The 18,313-nt window shown below is 38.9% G+C and carries 15 protein-coding genes; 3 read left to right on the forward strand and 12 right to left on the reverse strand.

Translation table 11 applies throughout. From position 1 onward, the window contains the following. Positions 1–450: 450 nt before the first annotated feature. From ACFFHF_RS06055 to ACFFHF_RS06100, 10 genes are all read right to left on the reverse strand, one after another. The gene (locus ACFFHF_RS06055) at positions 451–1,275 is read right to left on the reverse strand and encodes an aldo/keto reductase (RefSeq protein WP_377057707.1); all 825 of its coding nucleotides are present in this window, start codon (positions 1,273–1,275) and stop codon (positions 451–453) included. Between the two features lie 200 nt (positions 1,276–1,475). Then, positions 1,476–2,909 (reverse strand): Na+/H+ antiporter NhaC, encoded by a 1,434-nt coding sequence (gene nhaC / locus ACFFHF_RS06060; RefSeq protein WP_160548247.1) that lies wholly within the window; start codon positions 2,907–2,909, stop codon positions 1,476–1,478. A 207-nt stretch (positions 2,910–3,116) separates the two neighbouring features. Then, positions 3,117–4,580, reverse strand: coding sequence for an NAD-dependent succinate-semialdehyde dehydrogenase (locus ACFFHF_RS06065; protein ID WP_377057708.1), 1,464 nt, complete (start codon positions 4,578–4,580; stop codon positions 3,117–3,119). 15 nt (positions 4,581–4,595) lie between these two features. After that, entirely contained in the window at positions 4,596–5,945 is a 1,350-nt protein-coding gene (gene gabT, locus ACFFHF_RS06070; RefSeq protein WP_160548246.1) for a 4-aminobutyrate--2-oxoglutarate transaminase, read from the reverse strand. A gap of 62 nt (positions 5,946–6,007) precedes the next feature. After that, entirely contained in the window at positions 6,008–7,378 is a 1,371-nt protein-coding gene (locus tag ACFFHF_RS06075; protein ID WP_377057709.1) for a putrescine aminotransferase, read from the reverse strand. A 21-nt stretch (positions 7,379–7,399) separates the two neighbouring features. Next, positions 7,400–8,872, reverse strand: coding sequence for an aldehyde dehydrogenase family protein (locus ACFFHF_RS06080; protein ID WP_377057710.1), 1,473 nt, complete (start codon positions 8,870–8,872; stop codon positions 7,400–7,402). A gap of 173 nt (positions 8,873–9,045) precedes the next feature. Beyond that, positions 9,046–11,175 carry a sigma 54-interacting transcriptional regulator gene (locus tag ACFFHF_RS06085; RefSeq protein ID WP_340905355.1) on the reverse strand — a complete coding sequence of 710 codons (2,130 nt, stop codon included), beginning with the start codon at positions 11,173–11,175 and terminating at the stop codon, positions 9,046–9,048. 110 nt (positions 11,176–11,285) lie between these two features. Further along, positions 11,286–11,534: a biotin/lipoyl attachment domain-containing protein gene (locus ACFFHF_RS06090; RefSeq protein WP_160548242.1), complete on the reverse strand. Its 249-nt coding sequence runs from the start codon at positions 11,532–11,534 to the stop codon at positions 11,286–11,288. A gap of 16 nt (positions 11,535–11,550) precedes the next feature. Further along, the gene (locus ACFFHF_RS06095) at positions 11,551–11,838 is read right to left on the reverse strand and encodes an SAV0927 family protein (RefSeq protein WP_160548241.1); all 288 of its coding nucleotides are present in this window, start codon (positions 11,836–11,838) and stop codon (positions 11,551–11,553) included. Positions 11,839–11,853: 15 nt separating this feature from the next. After that, the gene (locus tag ACFFHF_RS06100; RefSeq protein WP_377057712.1) at positions 11,854–13,152 is read right to left on the reverse strand and encodes a Glu/Leu/Phe/Val family dehydrogenase; all 1,299 of its coding nucleotides are present in this window, start codon (positions 13,150–13,152) and stop codon (positions 11,854–11,856) included. Positions 13,153–13,483: 331 nt separating this feature from the next. Between ACFFHF_RS06100 and ACFFHF_RS06105 the strand changes: the two genes are divergently transcribed. Then, the gene (locus ACFFHF_RS06105) at positions 13,484–15,538 is read left to right on the forward strand and encodes a putative bifunctional diguanylate cyclase/phosphodiesterase (RefSeq protein ID WP_377057713.1); all 2,055 of its coding nucleotides are present in this window, start codon (positions 13,484–13,486) and stop codon (positions 15,536–15,538) included. A 195-nt stretch (positions 15,539–15,733) separates the two neighbouring features. Then, a complete protein-coding gene (locus ACFFHF_RS06110; protein WP_377057714.1) occupies positions 15,734–16,240 on the forward strand; it encodes an undecaprenyl-diphosphatase in 507 nt (168 codons plus the stop codon). A 68-nt stretch (positions 16,241–16,308) separates the two neighbouring features. On the opposite strand, the gene ACFFHF_RS06115 is transcribed toward ACFFHF_RS06110, so the two are convergent. After that, positions 16,309–16,635 (reverse strand): hypothetical protein, encoded by a 327-nt coding sequence (locus ACFFHF_RS06115; protein ID WP_377057715.1) that lies wholly within the window; start codon positions 16,633–16,635, stop codon positions 16,309–16,311. Positions 16,636–16,881: 246 nt separating this feature from the next. Between ACFFHF_RS06115 and ACFFHF_RS06120 the strand changes: the two genes are divergently transcribed. Beyond that, entirely contained in the window at positions 16,882–17,235 is a 354-nt protein-coding gene (locus ACFFHF_RS06120; protein ID WP_160548238.1) for a hypothetical protein, read from the forward strand. 50 nt (positions 17,236–17,285) lie between these two features. Here ACFFHF_RS06120 and ACFFHF_RS06125 read toward each other — a convergent pair whose 3' ends face one another. Continuing rightward, complete coding sequence (locus ACFFHF_RS06125) at positions 17,286–18,191, reverse strand: cupin domain-containing protein (protein WP_160548237.1); 906 nt, start codon at positions 18,189–18,191, stop codon at positions 17,286–17,288. Positions 18,192–18,313 lie beyond the last annotated feature (122 nt).

The raw sequence follows: 18,313 nt of genomic DNA on the forward strand, positions 1-18,313 counted from the left end.
ACGTGGGTTCAGCTTCTACTTTAGGAGATTTTTTTGCTTTCGTCCATAAAAATAGCCCCCTATCAATTAGAAAGGGGCTATTTAAATATATTTTTTTGCCTGTGGATACATATGCAATGCTAGTGGAGATTTTCCGCTTATGGATAGCAAAACTCCCCATTTTTACGTTTTTCGAGTCAATAGCCGGAATTCCTCCGTCTATTTGAGCTATTTTTTATCGTATTTACTAATTAAGCGGAATCCCTCCGTCTATTTATCAGCTCCGGTGCATAACATGATCGCCCAACAGATAAGCGCGTGCCCTTTTAATTCCTGTACGTGGGAATCAAAGTTAATGGAATGTCATAGAAACCTTGATAAATAAAGAAAAGACATATGCCAATGCATAAAGTCTTTTCTTATGTCTTTAAAAATAAAACACCCGAAAAACGGAACAGTCGTTACCCGTTATTATCTTTTGTTAAAATCGTTTGGATTTGGACCTTTGCGTCGGTTACGATTGATTCCATTGATTTGATCCATTTCCTGTGAGGAAAGCTCAAAATCAAATACATCAATGTTTTCTTGAATTCTAGAAGGTGTAACAGACTTAGGTATAACGATTGAATTATTTTGTAAATGCCATCTTAAAACAACTTGAGCAGGCGTCTTTCTATGTGATTCAGCTAGGTTAATAATCACATCATCTTGTAGCACTTCTCCCCCTTGATCAAGGGGGCTCCACGCTTCTACAAAGATATCATGCTTAGCGCAAAACTCTTTCAATTCGTTTTGTGCTAAATATGGATGACATTCAATTTGATTTAGGACTGGCTTAACTTCACATTCGTTAAGAAGTCTTTCTAAATGCTCAATTTCAAAGTTACATACACCAATGGCTTTTACTTTGCCTTCATGATATAGCTTTTCCATCGCCTTAAACGTCTCAACATATGTATCGTACTCTGGTGTTGGCCAGTGAATTAAGTATAAATCAATATAATCAAGACCTAATTTCTCTAGACTTAAATCAAAAGCTTGTATGGTGCTTTCGTAACCTTGGTCACTATTCCAAACTTTCGTTGTAATGAATAATTCTTCGCGAGGTACGTTGGATTCTTTAATCGCTTTTCCGACACCCTCTTCGTTTCCATAGATCATAGCTGTATCGATGGAACGGTAACCCGCTTCAATTGCCGCAGTTACAGCAGCAGTAGCCTCATCATCTTTTACTTGCCAGACACCGAAACCTAGCTGTGGCATTTTTAATCCGTTGTTCAACGTTACAAAGTTCATATTCATTCTCCTTTTTCGAAAGATTTACTTGATAACCTTGGAAGAAATTGTTTTTCATTGTTAATTTTAATAAAGATTGTCTTAAATGAAAAGTTAAACGCTTCCGGATTATAGTTTTATCTTACCGTACCTTATTATCCACTTTATTCGAACGCTCACACATAGAAAAAACTGTAGACAGCCATCTACAGTTTTCTTCATTATAACATTACGCTTACTTCATTATTTTCTGTAACCTGCTCTTCCATTCTATTGTCTTTCGGAAGCTTCTCAATTGTAAATCCTGTATATGCGTAAATAATGGCTATAATCGGGCTGATAATACAAAGCAATGCATACGGTGCATATTGAAAGGTAGATACTCCAAGAGTGGCGGTCATAAATGCACCACATGTATTCCAAGGAACAAGTGGAGAGGTCATTGTCCCCGCATCTTCTAGCGTTCGAGATAAGTTCTTTGGATGGAGTTCACGCTTACGGTAGGCGGTTAAGTACATTCTTCCAGGAAGTAGAATCGATAAGTACTGATCACAAGCGACGATATTAGCTGTAATACAGGTTGCTACCGTTGTTGTAATTAAACTGCCTGTTGATTTGGCCATTTTCAACAGGCTTGTCACAATCGTATTCATGATTCCACTCGTTTCTAAAATCCCCCCAAAGCTCATCGCAATCATAACGAGCGATACGGTGTACATCATCGCTTCCGTTCCACCATTGTTAAGCAAGTTATCTAACACTTCATTTCCAGTTTCCATTTCAAAGCCGTATACCATAATAGATAAAACACTGCCGATTGTTTCTCCCTGAACTATGATGGCAACCATCCCACCTAGAATCGACCCTATGACAAGACCGGGAATTGCTGGAGTTTTCAAAGCAATGATCCCAAGAACTATAACTGGAATAAGAAGTAACCAGGGACTGATAATGAAAATATCCGATAATTCTTGTTGAAGTGTAGCAATATCACTCACTCCAGGTCCTTTTCCTTTGAATGTAAGGCCTATAAAAAAGTAAATGATAACTGACAGTACAAGTGCAGGTATCGTTGTATAGAGCATATGACGAATATGATCAAATAGTTGAACACCTGTGATTCCAGGTGCCATATTCGTTGTTTCGGACAGAGGAGAGATTTTATCTCCAAAGTAACATCCAGAAATGACAGCACCAGCCACCATAGCAGGATTCATTCCTAATCCAATTCCCACTCCCATAATGGCAATCCCAATTGTACCAGCTGCTGTCCATGCATTCCCCGAAGCAATTGCTACTACACTACAAATGATGGCAGCAGCGGGAAGGAAATAGGTGGGAGATAGAATATCTAATCCATAATAAATCATGGTCGGAACAATTCCTCCTGCTAACCATGTTCCGATAATCGTTCCAATAATCATTAAAATAAGTAACGCTTGGAGTGCAAGAGAGACAGCTTTGATAACACCTTGTTCAAGCTCTCGCCAAGTATATCCTAAATAAATAGATACGACTGATGCCACAGTGGCGCTGAGCAAGAGTGGAATATGAGGATCTGCTTCAAACATGAAAATACCTGTAAATAAAAATACAATCATGGCTCCGATCGGGATCAAAGCAACTGCTAGTGAAGGCTGTTTCTTTTCTTTCATTATCATCCCTCTTTCAATAAAAAATAGATTCCTATTTTCTTATTGCAAATTCCGTGCCAGATTTAATATTCTCAATTTTCTGTAATCCTACCACTTTTTCCTGCCTACTTAGAAATCATTTCTGCATAATCCATTCAATTTTGCATACTGTACATATCAGCATGAAAAAACCTGGTTCCAAATGGAATCCAGGTTTTTGGTCATGCTTTATATATTTAGTCCAATTGAAATATATTTTACTTCTAGAAACTCTTCTAGTCCGTGATGGCCCCCTTCTCGGCCTAAACCACTTTCTTTATATCCTCCAAATGGCGCTTGTGCCGTTGATGGAAGTCCATCATTTAAGCCGATAATTCCGTATTCAAGTTCTTCACTTATTCGGAAAGCGCGACTTAAATTTTCAGTGAACACATAAGCAGCTAAGCCGTAAACGGTATTATTGGCTCTTTCAATCACTTCCTCTTCAGTTTTAAAAGTAGCAATCGCGGCTAGTGGTCCAAAGATTTCTTCTTCCACACACATCATTTGATCATTTACATTTGTAAGAATCGTAGGTGGAAAGAAAAATCCTTCTTCCCCCTCATACTTATCTCCTTGAAACACAATCTTTCCGCCTTTATGAATCGCATCGTCAAGAATTTCATTTACTTTATTTACCGCTGGTTGGTCAATAAGCGGTCCTATATCAATGCCTTCTTCCATACCGTTACCGATTTTCAGCTTGCTTAGTTCCTCTTTAAAAAGCTCGACAAATGGCTCAAGGATTCTTTCTTGTACGTAGATACGATTCGTACAAATACAAGTTTGGCCGGCATTACGAAACTTCGAGGCTAGTAGTCCCTTGGCTGCTTTCTCTAAATCTGCATCGTCCATGACGATAAAAGGTGCATTTCCACCTAATTCTAGCGAAATCTTCTTCACCGTCTCAGCAGCACCTCTCATTAGTACCTTTCCAACTTCAGTGGAACCTGTAAAGGTAAGTTTACGAACGCGCGAATCCTTTAACCAAGCATCACCAATTTCTTTTGATTTTCCAGTTACCACGTTAAACACACCAGCTGGAATGCCTGCTTTTTCTGCTAATTCTGCTAGTTTCAGAGCGGTTAGAGGTGTTTGCTGAGCGGGCTTCACCACCACCGTACAGCCAGCTGCAAGTGCAGGGGCTACCTTTCTCGTGATCATGGCCGCTGGAAAATTCCATGGAGTAATCGCTGCAACAACCCCAACCGGTTCTTTTCTAATTAAAATCCGTTTGTTTGGATGTGTGGCCGGAATGGTTTCTCCATAGATTCTCTTTCCTTCTTCTGCATACCAAGAGAGAAAACTATTGGCATAATTCACTTCACCGATTGCCTCATTTACTGGCTTTCCTTGCTCCATCGTCATCACTGTGCCAATTTCGACTTTATGCTCATCAATGAGGTGGAACCATTTCATGAGTAGCTGACTGCGTTCGTCTGCCGTTTTTTTGGACCAAGTTTTAAACGCTAGATGGGCGGCATCTACAGCAGCCTTTGCTTCGGGCGTTCCTCCATTAGGAATCATCCCGATCACTTCATTGGTTGCGGGGTTCATAACATTGATGAATGTCTCACACTCATCCCCGATCCATTGGCCATTAATATACATTTTGTATAACTGCTTTTTATGAAAAGCGATATTCGAACTCATCCGCTAACCCTCTCTTTATATATATTGGGGAGTTAAAACTGCTTCTAAAGATTCTTCTAAGATCAATAATCCTTCATGAAGTTGATCATCAGAGATTGTTAAAGGCATTAATAGTCTAATCACATTGCCAAATATCCCTGCGCTGAGTAACAGCAATCCTCTATTGGTGGCCTCTCGAATAATGCTACCAATCAGTTCTTTGTCTGGCTGTTTAGAAGTCTTATCTTTTACAATTTCAAACGCACACATCGCTCCTAACCCACGGATGCCATCGACTTGTTCAAATCGATCGGACCATTGTTGAAACTTGTTCATTACTGTTCTACCAATCCGTTCCGCTCTTGCATTCAATTGTTCTTCCTCTATTATATTTAGGACAGCAAGAGCAGCTTGGCACCCTAACGGACTCCCCGCATACGTTCCACCAATTTCTCCTGGCTGACTTACATTCATTATCTCTTCTCGGCCAATAACTCCGCTAATTGGAACACCAGCTGCCATAGACTTTGAGATTGTTAGAAGATCTGGCTCTACGCCAAAATGTTCAATGGCAAAGTAACGGCCGGTACGCCCAAAGCCGGTTTGAATTTCATCTGCAATAAATAATATTCCGTGTTCTTTACAAATAGTATAAACACGTTGCACAAATTCCCGATTGGGAACGATAAATCCTCCTTCTCCCTGCACCGGCTCCATGACTACTGCCGCAATCGTTTCTGGAGCGACCTCTGCAAGAAGGAATTGCTCAAACTGCTGGATCATATATTCAGTATACTGTTTTTCATTCATACCATTTGGCTTCCGATAATCATATGGATAAGGAGCTTTATATACCTCAGGAGCAAATGGTCCAAATCCATATTTATAAGGTTTTACTTTACTTGTCATCGTCATCGTCATTAACGTTCGTCCATGAAACCCTCTCGTAAACGACACAATTCCTTGTCTTTTCGTATACTTTCGAGCAATCTTCACAGCATTTTCAACCGCTTCTGCCCCACTGTTAAAAAAAGCCGCTTGTTTGGGAAAACTGCCGGGGGCGAGCGTGGTTAATTTTTCCGCCAACTCGATATAAGATTCATACATCATGACATTAAATCCGGTATGAACAAAGTGATCCGCTTGATCCTTTATAGCCTGAACAACCTTCGGGTGGGAATGACCAACATTGATCGTTCCTATAGCACCAGCAAAGTCGATAAAAATATTGCCATCAATATCCTCTACCAAGGCTCCTTCCGCCTTATGAACAAATGCAGCACAATTGTTGCTAATACCTTGTGGAACAACTCTTTTCCTTCTATCTAATAATTCCTTTGATCGTGGTCCCGGGATGGACGTTTTGATTTGAACAAATTGTTTCATGGATCAGACACCTTCCTTAATGGAAAAAGGAGGCACCCCTCCTTTTCCACATCTAAAATTTTTTAACGAATGGTTTGTAGTACTTCTTTAAAGGTTTGTATAACTGTATTTACTTCGTCATATTTAATCGTAAGTGGAGGCTCAATTCGAATCGTTTTCGAGTTTACTAGAGTTCCTGCAACAAGAATTCCTCGTTCAAACATGCCTTTCGAGACTTCCCATCCAATTTCATCACGTTCAAATTCGATTCCGATCATCAAACCTTGGCCTCGAATTTCCATTACAAGATCTTCATGACCTTCGGCAGCATCTTTTAATCCTTGTAAGAAATATTCTCCTACCTCTGCAGCACGAGCTGGTAAGTTCTCTTCTAACAGAACGTCAATCGTTGCAATGGCAGCCGCACAGGCAAGTGGGTTTCCACCAAATGTAGTTGTATGCATGAACGGATTATCAAACCAGCTTTTAAACACCTTTTCTTTTGCAACGATGGCACCTGCTGGCATCACACCCCCACCAAAAGCTTTGGCAAGACAAAGAATATCAGGAACGACTTGATACAAGTCCGATGCGAACATTTTACCTGTACGCCCCATACCCGTCTGTACTTCATCGAATATTAGTAATGCATCATATTGGTCGCATAGCTCACGAACCTGTTGAAGGTAACCTTCAGGTGGTAGAATGATTCCACCTTCCCCTTGAATCGGCTCTAACAATACCGCAGCCACATCTTCTCCAACAAGTGCACAGGTTTCAAATGTTTTTCTCATCATATCCATGTCACCAAACGGTACATGGCGAAAACCTGGTATCAAAGGTAAGAATGGTTTACGGAACACTCCTTTTGCTGTTCCTGAAAGCGCCCCGAGACTTTTCCCATGGAAAGCATGAGTAGTTGAAATAAAGGTCGTTCTGTCACTATACATTTTGGCTAGTTTTAATGCTGCCTCCACACTTTCCGTTCCGCTATTGGTAAAGAAAGAATATTTTAAATCACCTGGTGTAATGTCTGCTAAAATTTTTGCTAACATCGCACGTAGTGGATCTAATAAATCTTGGCTATGCAGAGCTTGACGCTTTAATTGATCACTAACCGCCTTCACGACTTTTTCATTACGATGACCAACATTGTAAATACCAAAGCCACCAAGACAGTCAATGTATTCCTTGCCATTCACATCCTTAAAACAGGAATCTTTATCTGACCATTCAACCGCTGCCGATAGTCCTCCCTCTGTAACGGTTTTTCGGTAATCAAGGAATCCCGGATTCACGTGGTCACGGAAATGCTGGATGGTTTCTTTCGAAATCCAGTTGGCCTCCGCCTCCGTAATCTCCTCTTTTTCTATCATTTCTAACACCTGTTTAATGTACTGATGTACGTTCTTTTCCTTTACTTCCTCTTGTTTCCTCTCAATATTTGTACTCATATGCTCTCTCCTATTCACGTTTTATTTTGAAAACCAACCGATTGGTTCGACTTGTAAATTTACATTAATCTGCTTAATCTCTTGGAATGTTTCTAGACCGTACGTTCCAAGCGCTCGACCAAACCCACTTTGCTTATATCCGCCCCATGGCGCCTCGTTGTACGTATTATGGAAGGTATTAATCCAGGTAATTCCAGCTCGTAATTGTTTTACAACTCGAAGTGCCTTTGCTCCATCTTTCGTAAAAACAGCTCCAGCTAATCCATATTGGGTTCCATTCGCTAACGCAATGGCTTCCTTCTCATCTTTGAATTTTTCGATTACAACGACTGGACCAAAGATTTCCTCCTGAACAATTCTCATACTTAAGTTTGCATCAACAAAGACTGTAGGCTCTACAAAGTATCCGTCCTGCAAACCCTCTTTTTCAATTCGCTTGCCCCCACAAACCAATCGAGCTCCTTCGTTCTTTCCAATCTCTATATAGGATAGAACTCTTTCCAAATGCTCTTTGCTTACTAAAGGACCCATTTCTACTTCTTGATCATTTCCTGGTCCCACCTTGATTTGATTCGCACGTTCCACAAAGCGAGAAACAAATTTCTCGTAAATCCCTTCTTCTACTAAAATACGAGAACCTGCTGCACAAATTTGTCCTGCCCCTGCGTAGATACCAAATAATGCGTAATCGACCGCTGTTTCAAAGTCAGCATCAGCAAACACAATATTGGGTGATTTCCCTCCAAGCTCCAAAGATAATTTCTTAAGGCTGTCTGCTGCTACCTTCATAATTTGTTTCCCTGTCTTTGTACCACCTGTAAAAGAAACAAGGTCAACGTCCTCGCTCTCTGCAATTGCATTTCCAACAACCACACCAGATCCCATCACCATATTGGCAACACCTTTTGGCAAACCTACTTCTTCAAAAATTTCAAATAATCTTGTTGGAGTTATTGGAGTCACTTCGGACGGTTTATAAACCACCGAATTTCCTGCGGCAAGTGCCGGCGCTAGTTTCCAAACACTTAATAATAAAGGATAATTCCACGGAACGATTAACCCACAAACACCAACTGGCTCACGGACAACGATCCCTTGCACCGGATCGGAGACGGGGTAGGTCTCACCATTAGGCTTTGTAATTAAACCCGCATAATAACGGAAGCATGCAGCGGCATCCGCCACATCAAAGCTAGCTTCCCTTAATGGTTTTCCATTGTCTAATGTTTCTAGTTCGGCTAACTCCTTTGCTCGCTCCTCCATTTTTTCTGCAATTTTAAATAAGTAAGCTGCTCGTTCAGCTGGAGGAGTTTGTGACCATATTCCACTTTCAAAGGTGGACTTTGCGATCTGAATGGCTTCTTTTACATCCTCGATTGTTCCTTCCGCTGCTTGTGCAATCACTTCACCCGTTGCTGGATTATAAATGTCACGTGTTTCTTTATTTTGTGATTCTCTCCATTCGCCATTGATATACATCCTTAATGCATGCATGTTAATCAATCCTCCTTTTTTATAAGTAATGCAAGAACCGTGCCAACACTTATCTCTTTGTTTACAAGGACCCAATAAAAAAAGTTATGCATTTTTGCATAACCCTAGCTAATTTTGCATAACTTCTTTTTCTATATAAAAAATGGCACAGACAATTGCCTGCACCACTCAATTTAAAAGGAGACTTCTCCATATTTGGCTTGTCTATCATTCATGATTTTTTGATACTTTCTACTAACGGAGGACTGGCTGATGCCGAGTGCTTTTGCTGCTTTTGTGGTGGTTTTATATTGCTTCATCGCTAGCATTACTAATTGCTCCTCAATATAGTCTTGTGCTTCCTGAAGCGGCATGACATTCGTGAATACTGGTTTCTCTTTATTAAAATTACTAGTAAAGGATAAAAATTGATTCACAAAATCAGCATCTAGAGCTGGATGATCAGCCGACACCGCTAATCGTTCAATCATATTTTGAAGCTCTCGAATATTTCCTGGCCATGAGTATACTTCAAGTAAATTCAATGCGTCTGGTGTAAAATGATAGTTTTTATTGTATTTTTCATTCAGCCTTTGAAGAAAATGATACGCTAACAGTGGTATATCTTTTGTACGTTCGCGTAAAGGCGGGACATGAATAGGAATGACATTCAAACGATAATATAAGTCCTCACGAAAGGTTCCTTCTTGAACCATTTTTTCTAGCTTTTTGTTTGTTGCTGCAACAATTTGTACATTGATCGGTATCGGAGTTGTACTTCCAATTGGAACGACTTCTTGTTCCTGAAGAACACGTAACAATTTTACTTGAAGGCTAACGGGCATTTCGCCAATTTCATCTAAAAATAAAATACCTTGGTCAGCTTTTTGAAAATAACCCTCTTTCCCATTTTTATCAGCACCAGTAAACGACCCTTTGCTGTACCCAAACAACTCGCTTTCTAATAGATTCTCAGGAATTGCCCCACAATTAAGCTTTAGAAACGGTTGGTTTGCGCGGCTTCCACTTTGATGAATGGCTTGCGCAATCAATTCCTTTCCTACACCTGATTCTCCCGTAATGAGAACCGTAGAGGAAAAATGAGAAATCTTCGTCACATGCTCCATAATTTGTTCCATATTGGGACTACAGTAAATGAGTCGGTTAAAGAAGCGATCTTTATTTTTAATCCTTTCAAGCTCCTGCTTATATTGGTCCGATTGCTTTTTCACTTCTCGTAATTCAGATTTTAACTTTGTTGTCTCTGTAATATCCCTTGAAGCAATAATGATACGATCAATATTGCCATTTTCATCAAATATCGGGTTACCTACCGCTAAAATTCGCTTATTTCTCTTTGTTTCCTGAACGATTGATACCTTTTTCTTCTGTTCCAACACTAACCGGGTAACAGACGGTGTGAATAGACCTTCCCCTTCAAGCTCCAGAAGATTCTTCCCAGTTAACTCCTTTAACTCCACTCCCCAAAAATCGGAAAGAAACGTCTCACTATATCGAAGCAGCTCCCCTTTATGGTTTACTACTAAAATTTCGTCATAAATCGTTGATAAAATGGCATTTAAATCTTTATTCAAATTTTTGATATGTTCAATTTCCATGGCCATATCCTCAACCATCGGCAAATCTTGAACGATAATAATAATTCCTTCTACTTCATTATGAAAATCGAAAATCGGACTATAATCCACTAGAACACCCATGGTATCAGTGATCTGAATTTGATTTAATATCGTTTGACCTGCTGCAAATACTTGGTGAATATGCTCCCCGTGGAAAATGGAGTCAGCTGGTTTTCCGGAAACATCCTCTGAAGTTAGCTTCGTCATCCGCAGGCCTGACTCATTAAAGTTTATTATCTTCTTTTCTCGATCAACAACGAATATTCCCATTGGAATAGAGGTTAATATCACCTTTAGTAAATCGACACTTCCATGCGGCTCTTGCTTGAATAATAGTGCAAGAACATCCTCCCGTTTGACATAACCTGATGGCTTCCCTTGATCATCAATCACAAGGGCAAACGGTTCGCCGATAATTTGAAAAAGAACAGGAACAGAAATCGTGTTATTTAACTTGGACACGTTGGTCATGGGAACTGCTTTTGCTTGAAAAATGTTTGATAGACTGCTAGTTTCGCTAAGAGGAATATCTTTCATTTGAATATAGGAGATGATCTCCTCATCCTTTTTAAGAAAAAGAATGGGCTCATTATGCTGTTTAAGACATGCTTCCCATTGTTCTTCATCGTCATTTAAATCAATGGAGATGATGGGTCTTATCTTATCTTTTTCTAAAGTAAACAAACGTCCCCCTCCTTCTATCCTTTTCTTTCAATTATATACTGCAAAAATATTAATTTTCAAATTTTCGGATAAGTAAGAAAAAGGAGATGGATCAGCCATCTCCACACACATTAGTCACTCCCTGTTGGAATCAAATCATCTTTAATAAAGGCTAGGACCATGCCAGGTATAATAGAGTCACCTGCTTTTACTTCTATAGAAATGATTTCTCCACTAAGACCCACGCTCACTGTTTCTAGATGTCCATTTTCCGTTCGAATCGTAAATAACTTTTCCCATTCATAAATTCTTGAATGAACCTCAATCGCTACTTCTTCTACCTTCCCACTAACAGCACTTACAACAAATTCGTGATTCATGCCTCTCCCTCCTAGATTAATATTGATCAGATACACTTTTATGGTTAAGCACCATCTTAAAAAAAGTCTTACAATCCTCGATATCTACATCAACAATTGCTAATCTTTCAGCCCAATGCTCTTCATTGTCAATATCCTCTTGGCACATTAACGCCCACTTCCCCGCTTGCATAGAAACAACCATTGCTTTATCAAAAAACTGATGTGAATAAACAATCGTAAAATCATAGCGGTGCGATCCAATCGATAAGCAATAATAATGGATGGGTTGCGTTTCTCTTTCTTCTAATAACACCTCAACCATTCCGGCCAACCCCTTTCATATTTTGATCCAGCCACGAAGCTGTGACGTTTCTGCTAAAGCCTGGATTCCCACGATATAAGCAGCTACCTTTAAGTTTGTACGATACTTTTTACTCACATGGAGGATTTGCTCAAAGCTGGTTTCCATTTTTTCTTTTAGTTTTTCATCCACCTCTCGCTCCGACCAATAATATCCTTGATTGTTTTGGCACCATTCAAAATAAGAGACAATCACTCCTCCTGAATTTGCTAATATGTCTGGCACCACAAGGATCTCCTTTTCCTCAAGTATGTTTATCGCTTCCTTGGTGGTCGGTCCATTCGCTGCTTCAAGTACAATTTGACATTTTATCTTTTCAGCATTACGTTTCGTAATCTGACCACCAAGGGCTGCCGGAACAAGGACGTCACACTCTTTTTCTAATAATTCTTGATTTGAGATTGTTTTCTTAAATAAATTCGTTACTACTCCAAAGGAATCACGACTATCCATTAAATACGGGATGTCTAAGCCCTTTTCATCATAGATGCCACCTAGCACATCAGAGATGCCAACGATCTTCGCTCCTAACTCATACAAGTACAATGCCAAATGACTTCCTACATTTCCAAAGCCTTGAATGATAATTTTTAAATCTTTTATGGGAAGGTTCTTTACTTCTAACACCTTTTGAAGTGTATATAGTAATCCTTTTGATGTAGCCGTTTCGCGTCCTTTTGAGCCTCCTAAAGCAACAGGCTTTCCGGTAATAAATCCTGGATTATCAAACTCCCGAATAAAGTTGTATTCATCAAGCATCCAAGCCATAATCTGTGAGTTCGTGTATACGTCGGGCGCTGGAATATCCTTTGTTGGTCCGACGATTTGGCTGATCGCTCTCACATAGCCCCGGCTTAACCGTTCCAGCTCTTGTAAGCTCATTGTTCGAGGATCACACACAATTCCCCCTTTTGCCCCTCCATAAGGAAGACCTGTAATTCCACATTTCATGCTCATCCAACCAGCTAAGGCTTTCACCTCTTCTGGTGTAACGTCTGTATGAAATCGAATGCCACCTTTTGTAGGACCTGTCGCATCATTATGCTGAGCACGAAATCCTCGAAAAATCTTGGTCGTGTGATCATCCATGCGAACAGGGATTTTCACCTCAAGAAAACGCAATGGTTCTTTTAAAAGCTCAAACACTTCGTCAGGATAGTTTAGAATATCCATCGCTTCTTTTAAGATCGAATGAAATTCTATCAAGGGATTGTCTTGAATTCCTTCCTTTCTTTCTACCATTTGATTTTTCGACTCCACGATTGAGTCAGCCATGATAACACCTCATTTTTCGAATTTACATTTGAGAGATGCAAGAGCCGTGCCAACTCATGAAGTGGCGAAAAGAAGGCAATTTCCTTCGACCGTGACGTAATCCTTCCAATGGTACTGCATAGATTATTCGATTCTGCATAATTTCCAACCATAAAAAAAATCCCCTTTAAGAGGATGCGGTTATATATATTCACCAACATACATCGATTATTGATTTCTGCATAAAAAAGAAATTTCTCCCATCACTTTATAATTATTATAAATAACCGATATAAATGATACACCATGTCTCTTTGTACAGAGATAGAACTTCACAACAAAGGAGAACTCCATGTTTACCGTACCAGACTCCATTTTCATTCTAGAAAGTGAGTATAACTTTTCACTTGTCATATTATCTATAATTATTGCCTGTAGTGCCTCTTATACCGCACTTTCTTTGAATGAAAGAATCCAACAAAATAGCTTCTTTCATCGTTTTATTTGGATTGGATTAGCTTCCGTAGCCATGGGCTTTGGCATTTGGTCCATGCATTTTATTGGGATGGGTGCAATTAATCTTCCATTTGATATGCAATACGACCCTTTTGTAACGCTCCTTTCAATTTGCCCTGCCTTAATCGCATCGCTTTTAGCCTTTTATATAGCTAATCGCCAGAAAAAGAGCATCTTTGCCTTTATTATTTCTGGAGTCGTTATGGGATTGGGCATATCAACGATGCATTATATGGGCATGGCCGCAATGAAAATGGAGGTTCATCATGCCTATAGGCCTGGGATATTTACTGCATCCATTGTGATAGCAATGACTGTTTCCTTCGTTGCGCTTTACATTTTCTCTTCATTACAACGACTGATGGACCGTAGATTGATCAAAATCGTGACAAGCTTAATCATGGGCTTAGCGATTTCTAGTATGCACTATACCGGGATGGCTTCTGTTGTTTTTTATGTAGATGCTAACACAGTGATTTCTACAAACCACTCTCATGAAAATCATACATGGATTCTAGTGCTTGCGGTTACCATTGGAACTTCCGTTTTGCTTATTCTATCTAGTTTATCAGGCGCATTGGATCGATACGTTGATTACCGAATGAACTTTTTTGATCCATTAACGAAGCTTCCGAACCGACGTCAGTTTGAAAGGACCATTCATCAACTATTACATGCTAATACAGTAGCTGTTCTTCATATTCATGATCTAGAAAAATGGAATATTGGATATGGATACAAATTTGGAGATAGAATTCTTACTGAAGTAAGTCAGTTACTATTGCAGTTAAATTCCACTTCTTTAGAGGTGTACAGAGTAGAAGGCAACCGATTTGCTTTTATTTGTAAGGAAGAATCAAATGAAAGACTCAAATTAACATTAGAGAGAGTTTCTTCTATTTTAAAAGTTCCTTTACAGTTCGATGACCATACTGTTCTTGTTAATACCGTCTGTGCAATAGCTGTTAAGGAAAACAATGAAACCGCAAGCCAGCTTTATGCTAATGCGGTTGCAGTCCTGCATCACCCGTCAATTGAGTATAATAATCAAATCGTTGAGTATGATCCGAAGATCCATACGTATAACTTTGAACAGCGCCTCTTGTCTGATATTGATTTGGCTATGGAGAAAGATCATTTGTATCTAGTGTATCAACCAAAAATTAATGCCTCTTCCCAGGAAATCTCAGGTGTCGAAGCACTCATTCGATGGAATCACCCGGTTCATGGCTTTCTATCACCCGGTCTGTTTATTCCTGCATTGGAGAAAAGCGGAAAAATGTTTGATGTGACTGATTGGGTCATTGATAAAGTATGTCAGCAGCTCGATCAGTGGAATAAAGACGGTCATCCTGTATTACACGTAGCTGTTAATATTCCTGGCACCTATATCACATCAGCTAGACTGTTAAAAACTCTTAATCATTGTGTGGATAAATATGATATTTTGGCAAAAAATATCGAACTAGAAATCACCGAAACGAGCGTGGTAAGTGATATTGAAAATGCGATACGGGCAGTTGGAGACATACGAAAACAAGGGTTTTCTGTAGCTCTTGATGACTTCGGTACAGGTGTTTCCTCATTGTCGTATTTAAAAAGATTACCCATTTCCACGTTAAAAATTGATAAATCCTTTGTAGACGGTGTACCAGAGTCAAAAAAAGAATCTGCGATTATTACCGCTATTGTCTCTCTCTGTCATTCATTGGACATTGAAACAGTCGTTGAAGGGGTAGAAAATGTGAAGCAATTCAACTATTTAACCTCCCTGCCCAAGAGCCCAACTATTCAGGGCTTCTATTTTGCAAAACCAATGAAACAAGAGGAACTAATCTCTTGGATGAAGCAGTTCCATTCGCAATGTAATGAAGTTACACCTTCTTTATAATCTGCTTAAAAGGTACCGCGCACGTTGATGCGGTACTTTTTTTGATGTCTGCTGCGAGATTATAATTGTTCACGTAATTGAAAAAAAATCTGCATCGATCTTCCCTCTTTCTTTTGTAATATAAAGAAGTTCCCACATATTTCTTACATAGGAGGGGCATTTTATTACCTATTAATAGTGTAAGGAGAACCCAAAGTGAACGAAAAATTATTCAAGATAATTAATCAATACTCAGGTCGTTTTTCTCCCTTGGATTTTTTAATGATATTTGTATCAAATAAAACTCGGTATGTCTTTGTCTTTATGTTAATTTTTATGTGGTTTAAAAATGGTCCTCACAGAAAAGCAGTTTATAACGCGGGGCTATCTGCTGGGATTATGTTATTTCTCCATACTTTGATTAAGTTGTTTTATTTCAAACCAAGACCTTTTGTGAAAAGACGAGTTGGAATTCTTATTCCTTCAAAAAGGGATTCGACCTTTCCAAGTAAACATACATTACTTGTTTTTGCTATTTCGACTTCTATTTATCTTTATAACCGTGTAATAGGTTCCGTGTTATGGGTATTAGCTTTATTAACTGGAGTCTCTCGTATTTGGGTAGGCCACCATTATCCGTATGATATTATAGGCAGCGCAGTTATCGCTACCTTGACCAGTATGATTATAGATAAAACCACAAGGGGAAATTTTGTACGTTAAATAGAAGCTCTAAACACACCTTAAAGAATACCCATCACAAAGATGGATATTCTTTAATTAATGCTTTTTTAATTGGTTTTTTCAGGGCCTTTTTTTGGGACTAATTCTTCTGCAATTTCAGCTAACCCAGCCATATTCCCCATTTTACTCATTTTCCCTATATCTATATTATTCATTATGTTATTAACAGGAGATTGTGTCTTTTTATTTCTTCTTAACCGAATAGCAGCTGCACTAACTCCTAAACTTAATAACGAACCCCATATCCAGCCCTTACCATTCCTTTTCTTCCCGAACAATGCCATTAAAGGGTTTCTTCTTAATTGAAAAAATGACGTAATCCACTTATTCATTTTATCCCCACCTTCTTTTGTTTTATAAAGCTTCGTTTTCAATATTAGAATTCTCCTTATAAACATAAGCATCCTGATAAAAATTTGGGTTCTATTGTATAAAACTTCCTATAAAAACACCGGAAATATACCACACAAGCAGATAAATTTTAACATGAATGAAAAAGAATCCGATTCGGATGAGGAACCTTATAAAGAAAACCCTTAACTATTAAATGGCTTACATTCCAGTTTTGGCCACTTCACCTAAGGAGGGTTCAAACATATAATTATAATGAGGTGCTTACTATGTGTGTTTCTAATCATGCATTTGAATTACAGGCGTATAAACTGAGTGAACAAATAATTAAGCATACCATTTATCAACCTGTGAAAGTCATTTATTTTGGGGAGAAAGAGGCAAAGGCAAACCAAATTAGTGCAATCGAGCTAATTACAAAAATTATTTTGCAGGACAACGAAGGGCAGGTTTACGAGGTTGAACCGAGCGAAAATGGGGTAAGGTTTGCCAAGGGCGAGATCACCTATCAAGAGTATTTAAGTCGAGAAAAGAAGGATATAAGGAATCTAATTACTTACTCTTCTGCTTCCATTGGCTTCCTATTTATTATGAGTTGGGCATTGGTTGGATATTTTCTTTAAAAACCATAAAAAAGACATGACAGAGTTGTCATGTCTTTTTTGCAGTATGCCTAATGCTCTTCTTCAGCAGCCATTGCATCAGCCTTCGTTTTATGAATGGTTCCAAAAGGATGCTGTGGAGGAGCGTAGATCGAGTAAAGTTTAAGTGGTGTATTCCCCGTATTGATAACATTATGCCATGTAGCTGCTGGGATCATAATAGCAAAATCATCAGCTACTTTTCTCTCAAAGTCTAACTTATCCTTCTGGGCCCCCATTCGAACAATCCCTTCACCTTCTTCAACCCTTAGAAACTGATCGAGATGAGGATGTATTTCTAAGCCAATGTCCTCTCCCACATTAATGCTCATTAAGGTTACCTGTAAATGAGTTCCTGTCCAAAGGGCAGTTCGAAAGGTTTCGTTTTGCTTGGTGGCTTCATTAATATCCACAACAAAAGGTTTTCCTCCATAATCCGTTACACGAGGGGAGAGTTCTTCACTTAAAAACCTGAGACTTTCAGCATTCTCTTGTTCTCCCGTTAATGCCCATAAAAATACATTTTGTATCATTGGATGTTGAATAAGCGAAAAACCTTTTTGATATTCTTCATATCCCTTTACTTCAGCTTCATACGCCTTTTGCAGTCCATCTCTGTAGTCATCAAACGAGATTTGTTCGAGTTCGTATACTGGAACAGTCCCAGTAAGTTGAATATAAAGATAGTTTAACTGAGTCAGTTGAGCTTTTTTTCTTTCTAATGCAGACAAAATATCATTCTGATGCATTTCATTTGGAGCTACATGAACTAACTGTCTGTATAGCTCAATGGCTTCTGCTTCTCTTTTTATTCCATTAAGCAGGACATCAAATACTGGTTGAACACTCTCCTCATGAGTTCTATTCATATAATTGGAAGAATAAGTCGAAGTATTTACCCAATACGGATATGAATACGGATTTGAAACATAATACATGTTGGTCATTCCCTCCAGAATTTTATAAACCATCATATGCCTCTAGGTAAAAAATGTACTTTGATTTACAGAATTAACATAGTTGACACAATCACTAAATCATTGAACCAAAGCAATCTATG

This window comes from Robertmurraya beringensis (assembly GCF_042433785.1).
GTDB classification, from domain to species: Bacteria; Bacillota; Bacilli; order Bacillales; family Cytobacillaceae; genus Robertmurraya_A; species Robertmurraya_A beringensis.

Excerpts from the sequence above, each read along its gene's own strand:
- ACFFHF_RS06100 (WP_377057712.1), bottom strand. The coding sequence starts at position 13,152 with ATGGCTGACTCAATCGTGGAGTCGAAAAATCAAATGGTAGAAAGAAAG.
- nhaC (WP_160548247.1), bottom strand. The coding sequence starts at position 2,909 with ATGAAAGAAAAGAAACAGCCTTCACTAGCAGTTGCTTTGATCCCGATC.
- ACFFHF_RS06105 (WP_377057713.1), top strand. The coding sequence starts at position 13,484 with ATGTTTACCGTACCAGACTCCATTTTCATTCTAGAAAGTGAGTATAAC.
- ACFFHF_RS06090 (WP_160548242.1), bottom strand. The coding sequence starts at position 11,534 with ATGAATCACGAATTTGTTGTAAGTGCTGTTAGTGGGAAGGTAGAAGAA.
- ACFFHF_RS06095 (WP_160548241.1), bottom strand. The coding sequence starts at position 11,838 with ATGGTTGAGGTGTTATTAGAAGAAAGAGAAACGCAACCCATCCATTAT.
- ACFFHF_RS06075 (WP_377057709.1), bottom strand. The coding sequence starts at position 7,378 with ATGAGTACAAATATTGAGAGGAAACAAGAGGAAGTAAAGGAAAAGAAC.
- ACFFHF_RS06065 (WP_377057708.1), bottom strand. The coding sequence starts at position 4,580 with ATGAGTTCGAATATCGCTTTTCATAAAAAGCAGTTATACAAAATGTAT.
- ACFFHF_RS06120 (WP_160548238.1), top strand. The coding sequence starts at position 16,882 with ATGTGTGTTTCTAATCATGCATTTGAATTACAGGCGTATAAACTGAGT.
- ACFFHF_RS06080 (WP_377057710.1), bottom strand. The coding sequence starts at position 8,872 with ATGCATGCATTAAGGATGTATATCAATGGCGAATGGAGAGAATCACAA.
- gabT (WP_160548246.1), bottom strand. The coding sequence starts at position 5,945 with ATGAAACAATTTGTTCAAATCAAAACGTCCATCCCGGGACCACGATCA.
- ACFFHF_RS06055 (WP_377057707.1), bottom strand. The coding sequence starts at position 1,275 with ATGAACTTTGTAACGTTGAACAACGGATTAAAAATGCCACAGCTAGGT.
- ACFFHF_RS06125 (WP_160548237.1), bottom strand. The coding sequence starts at position 18,191 with ATGTATTATGTTTCAAATCCGTATTCATATCCGTATTGGGTAAATACT.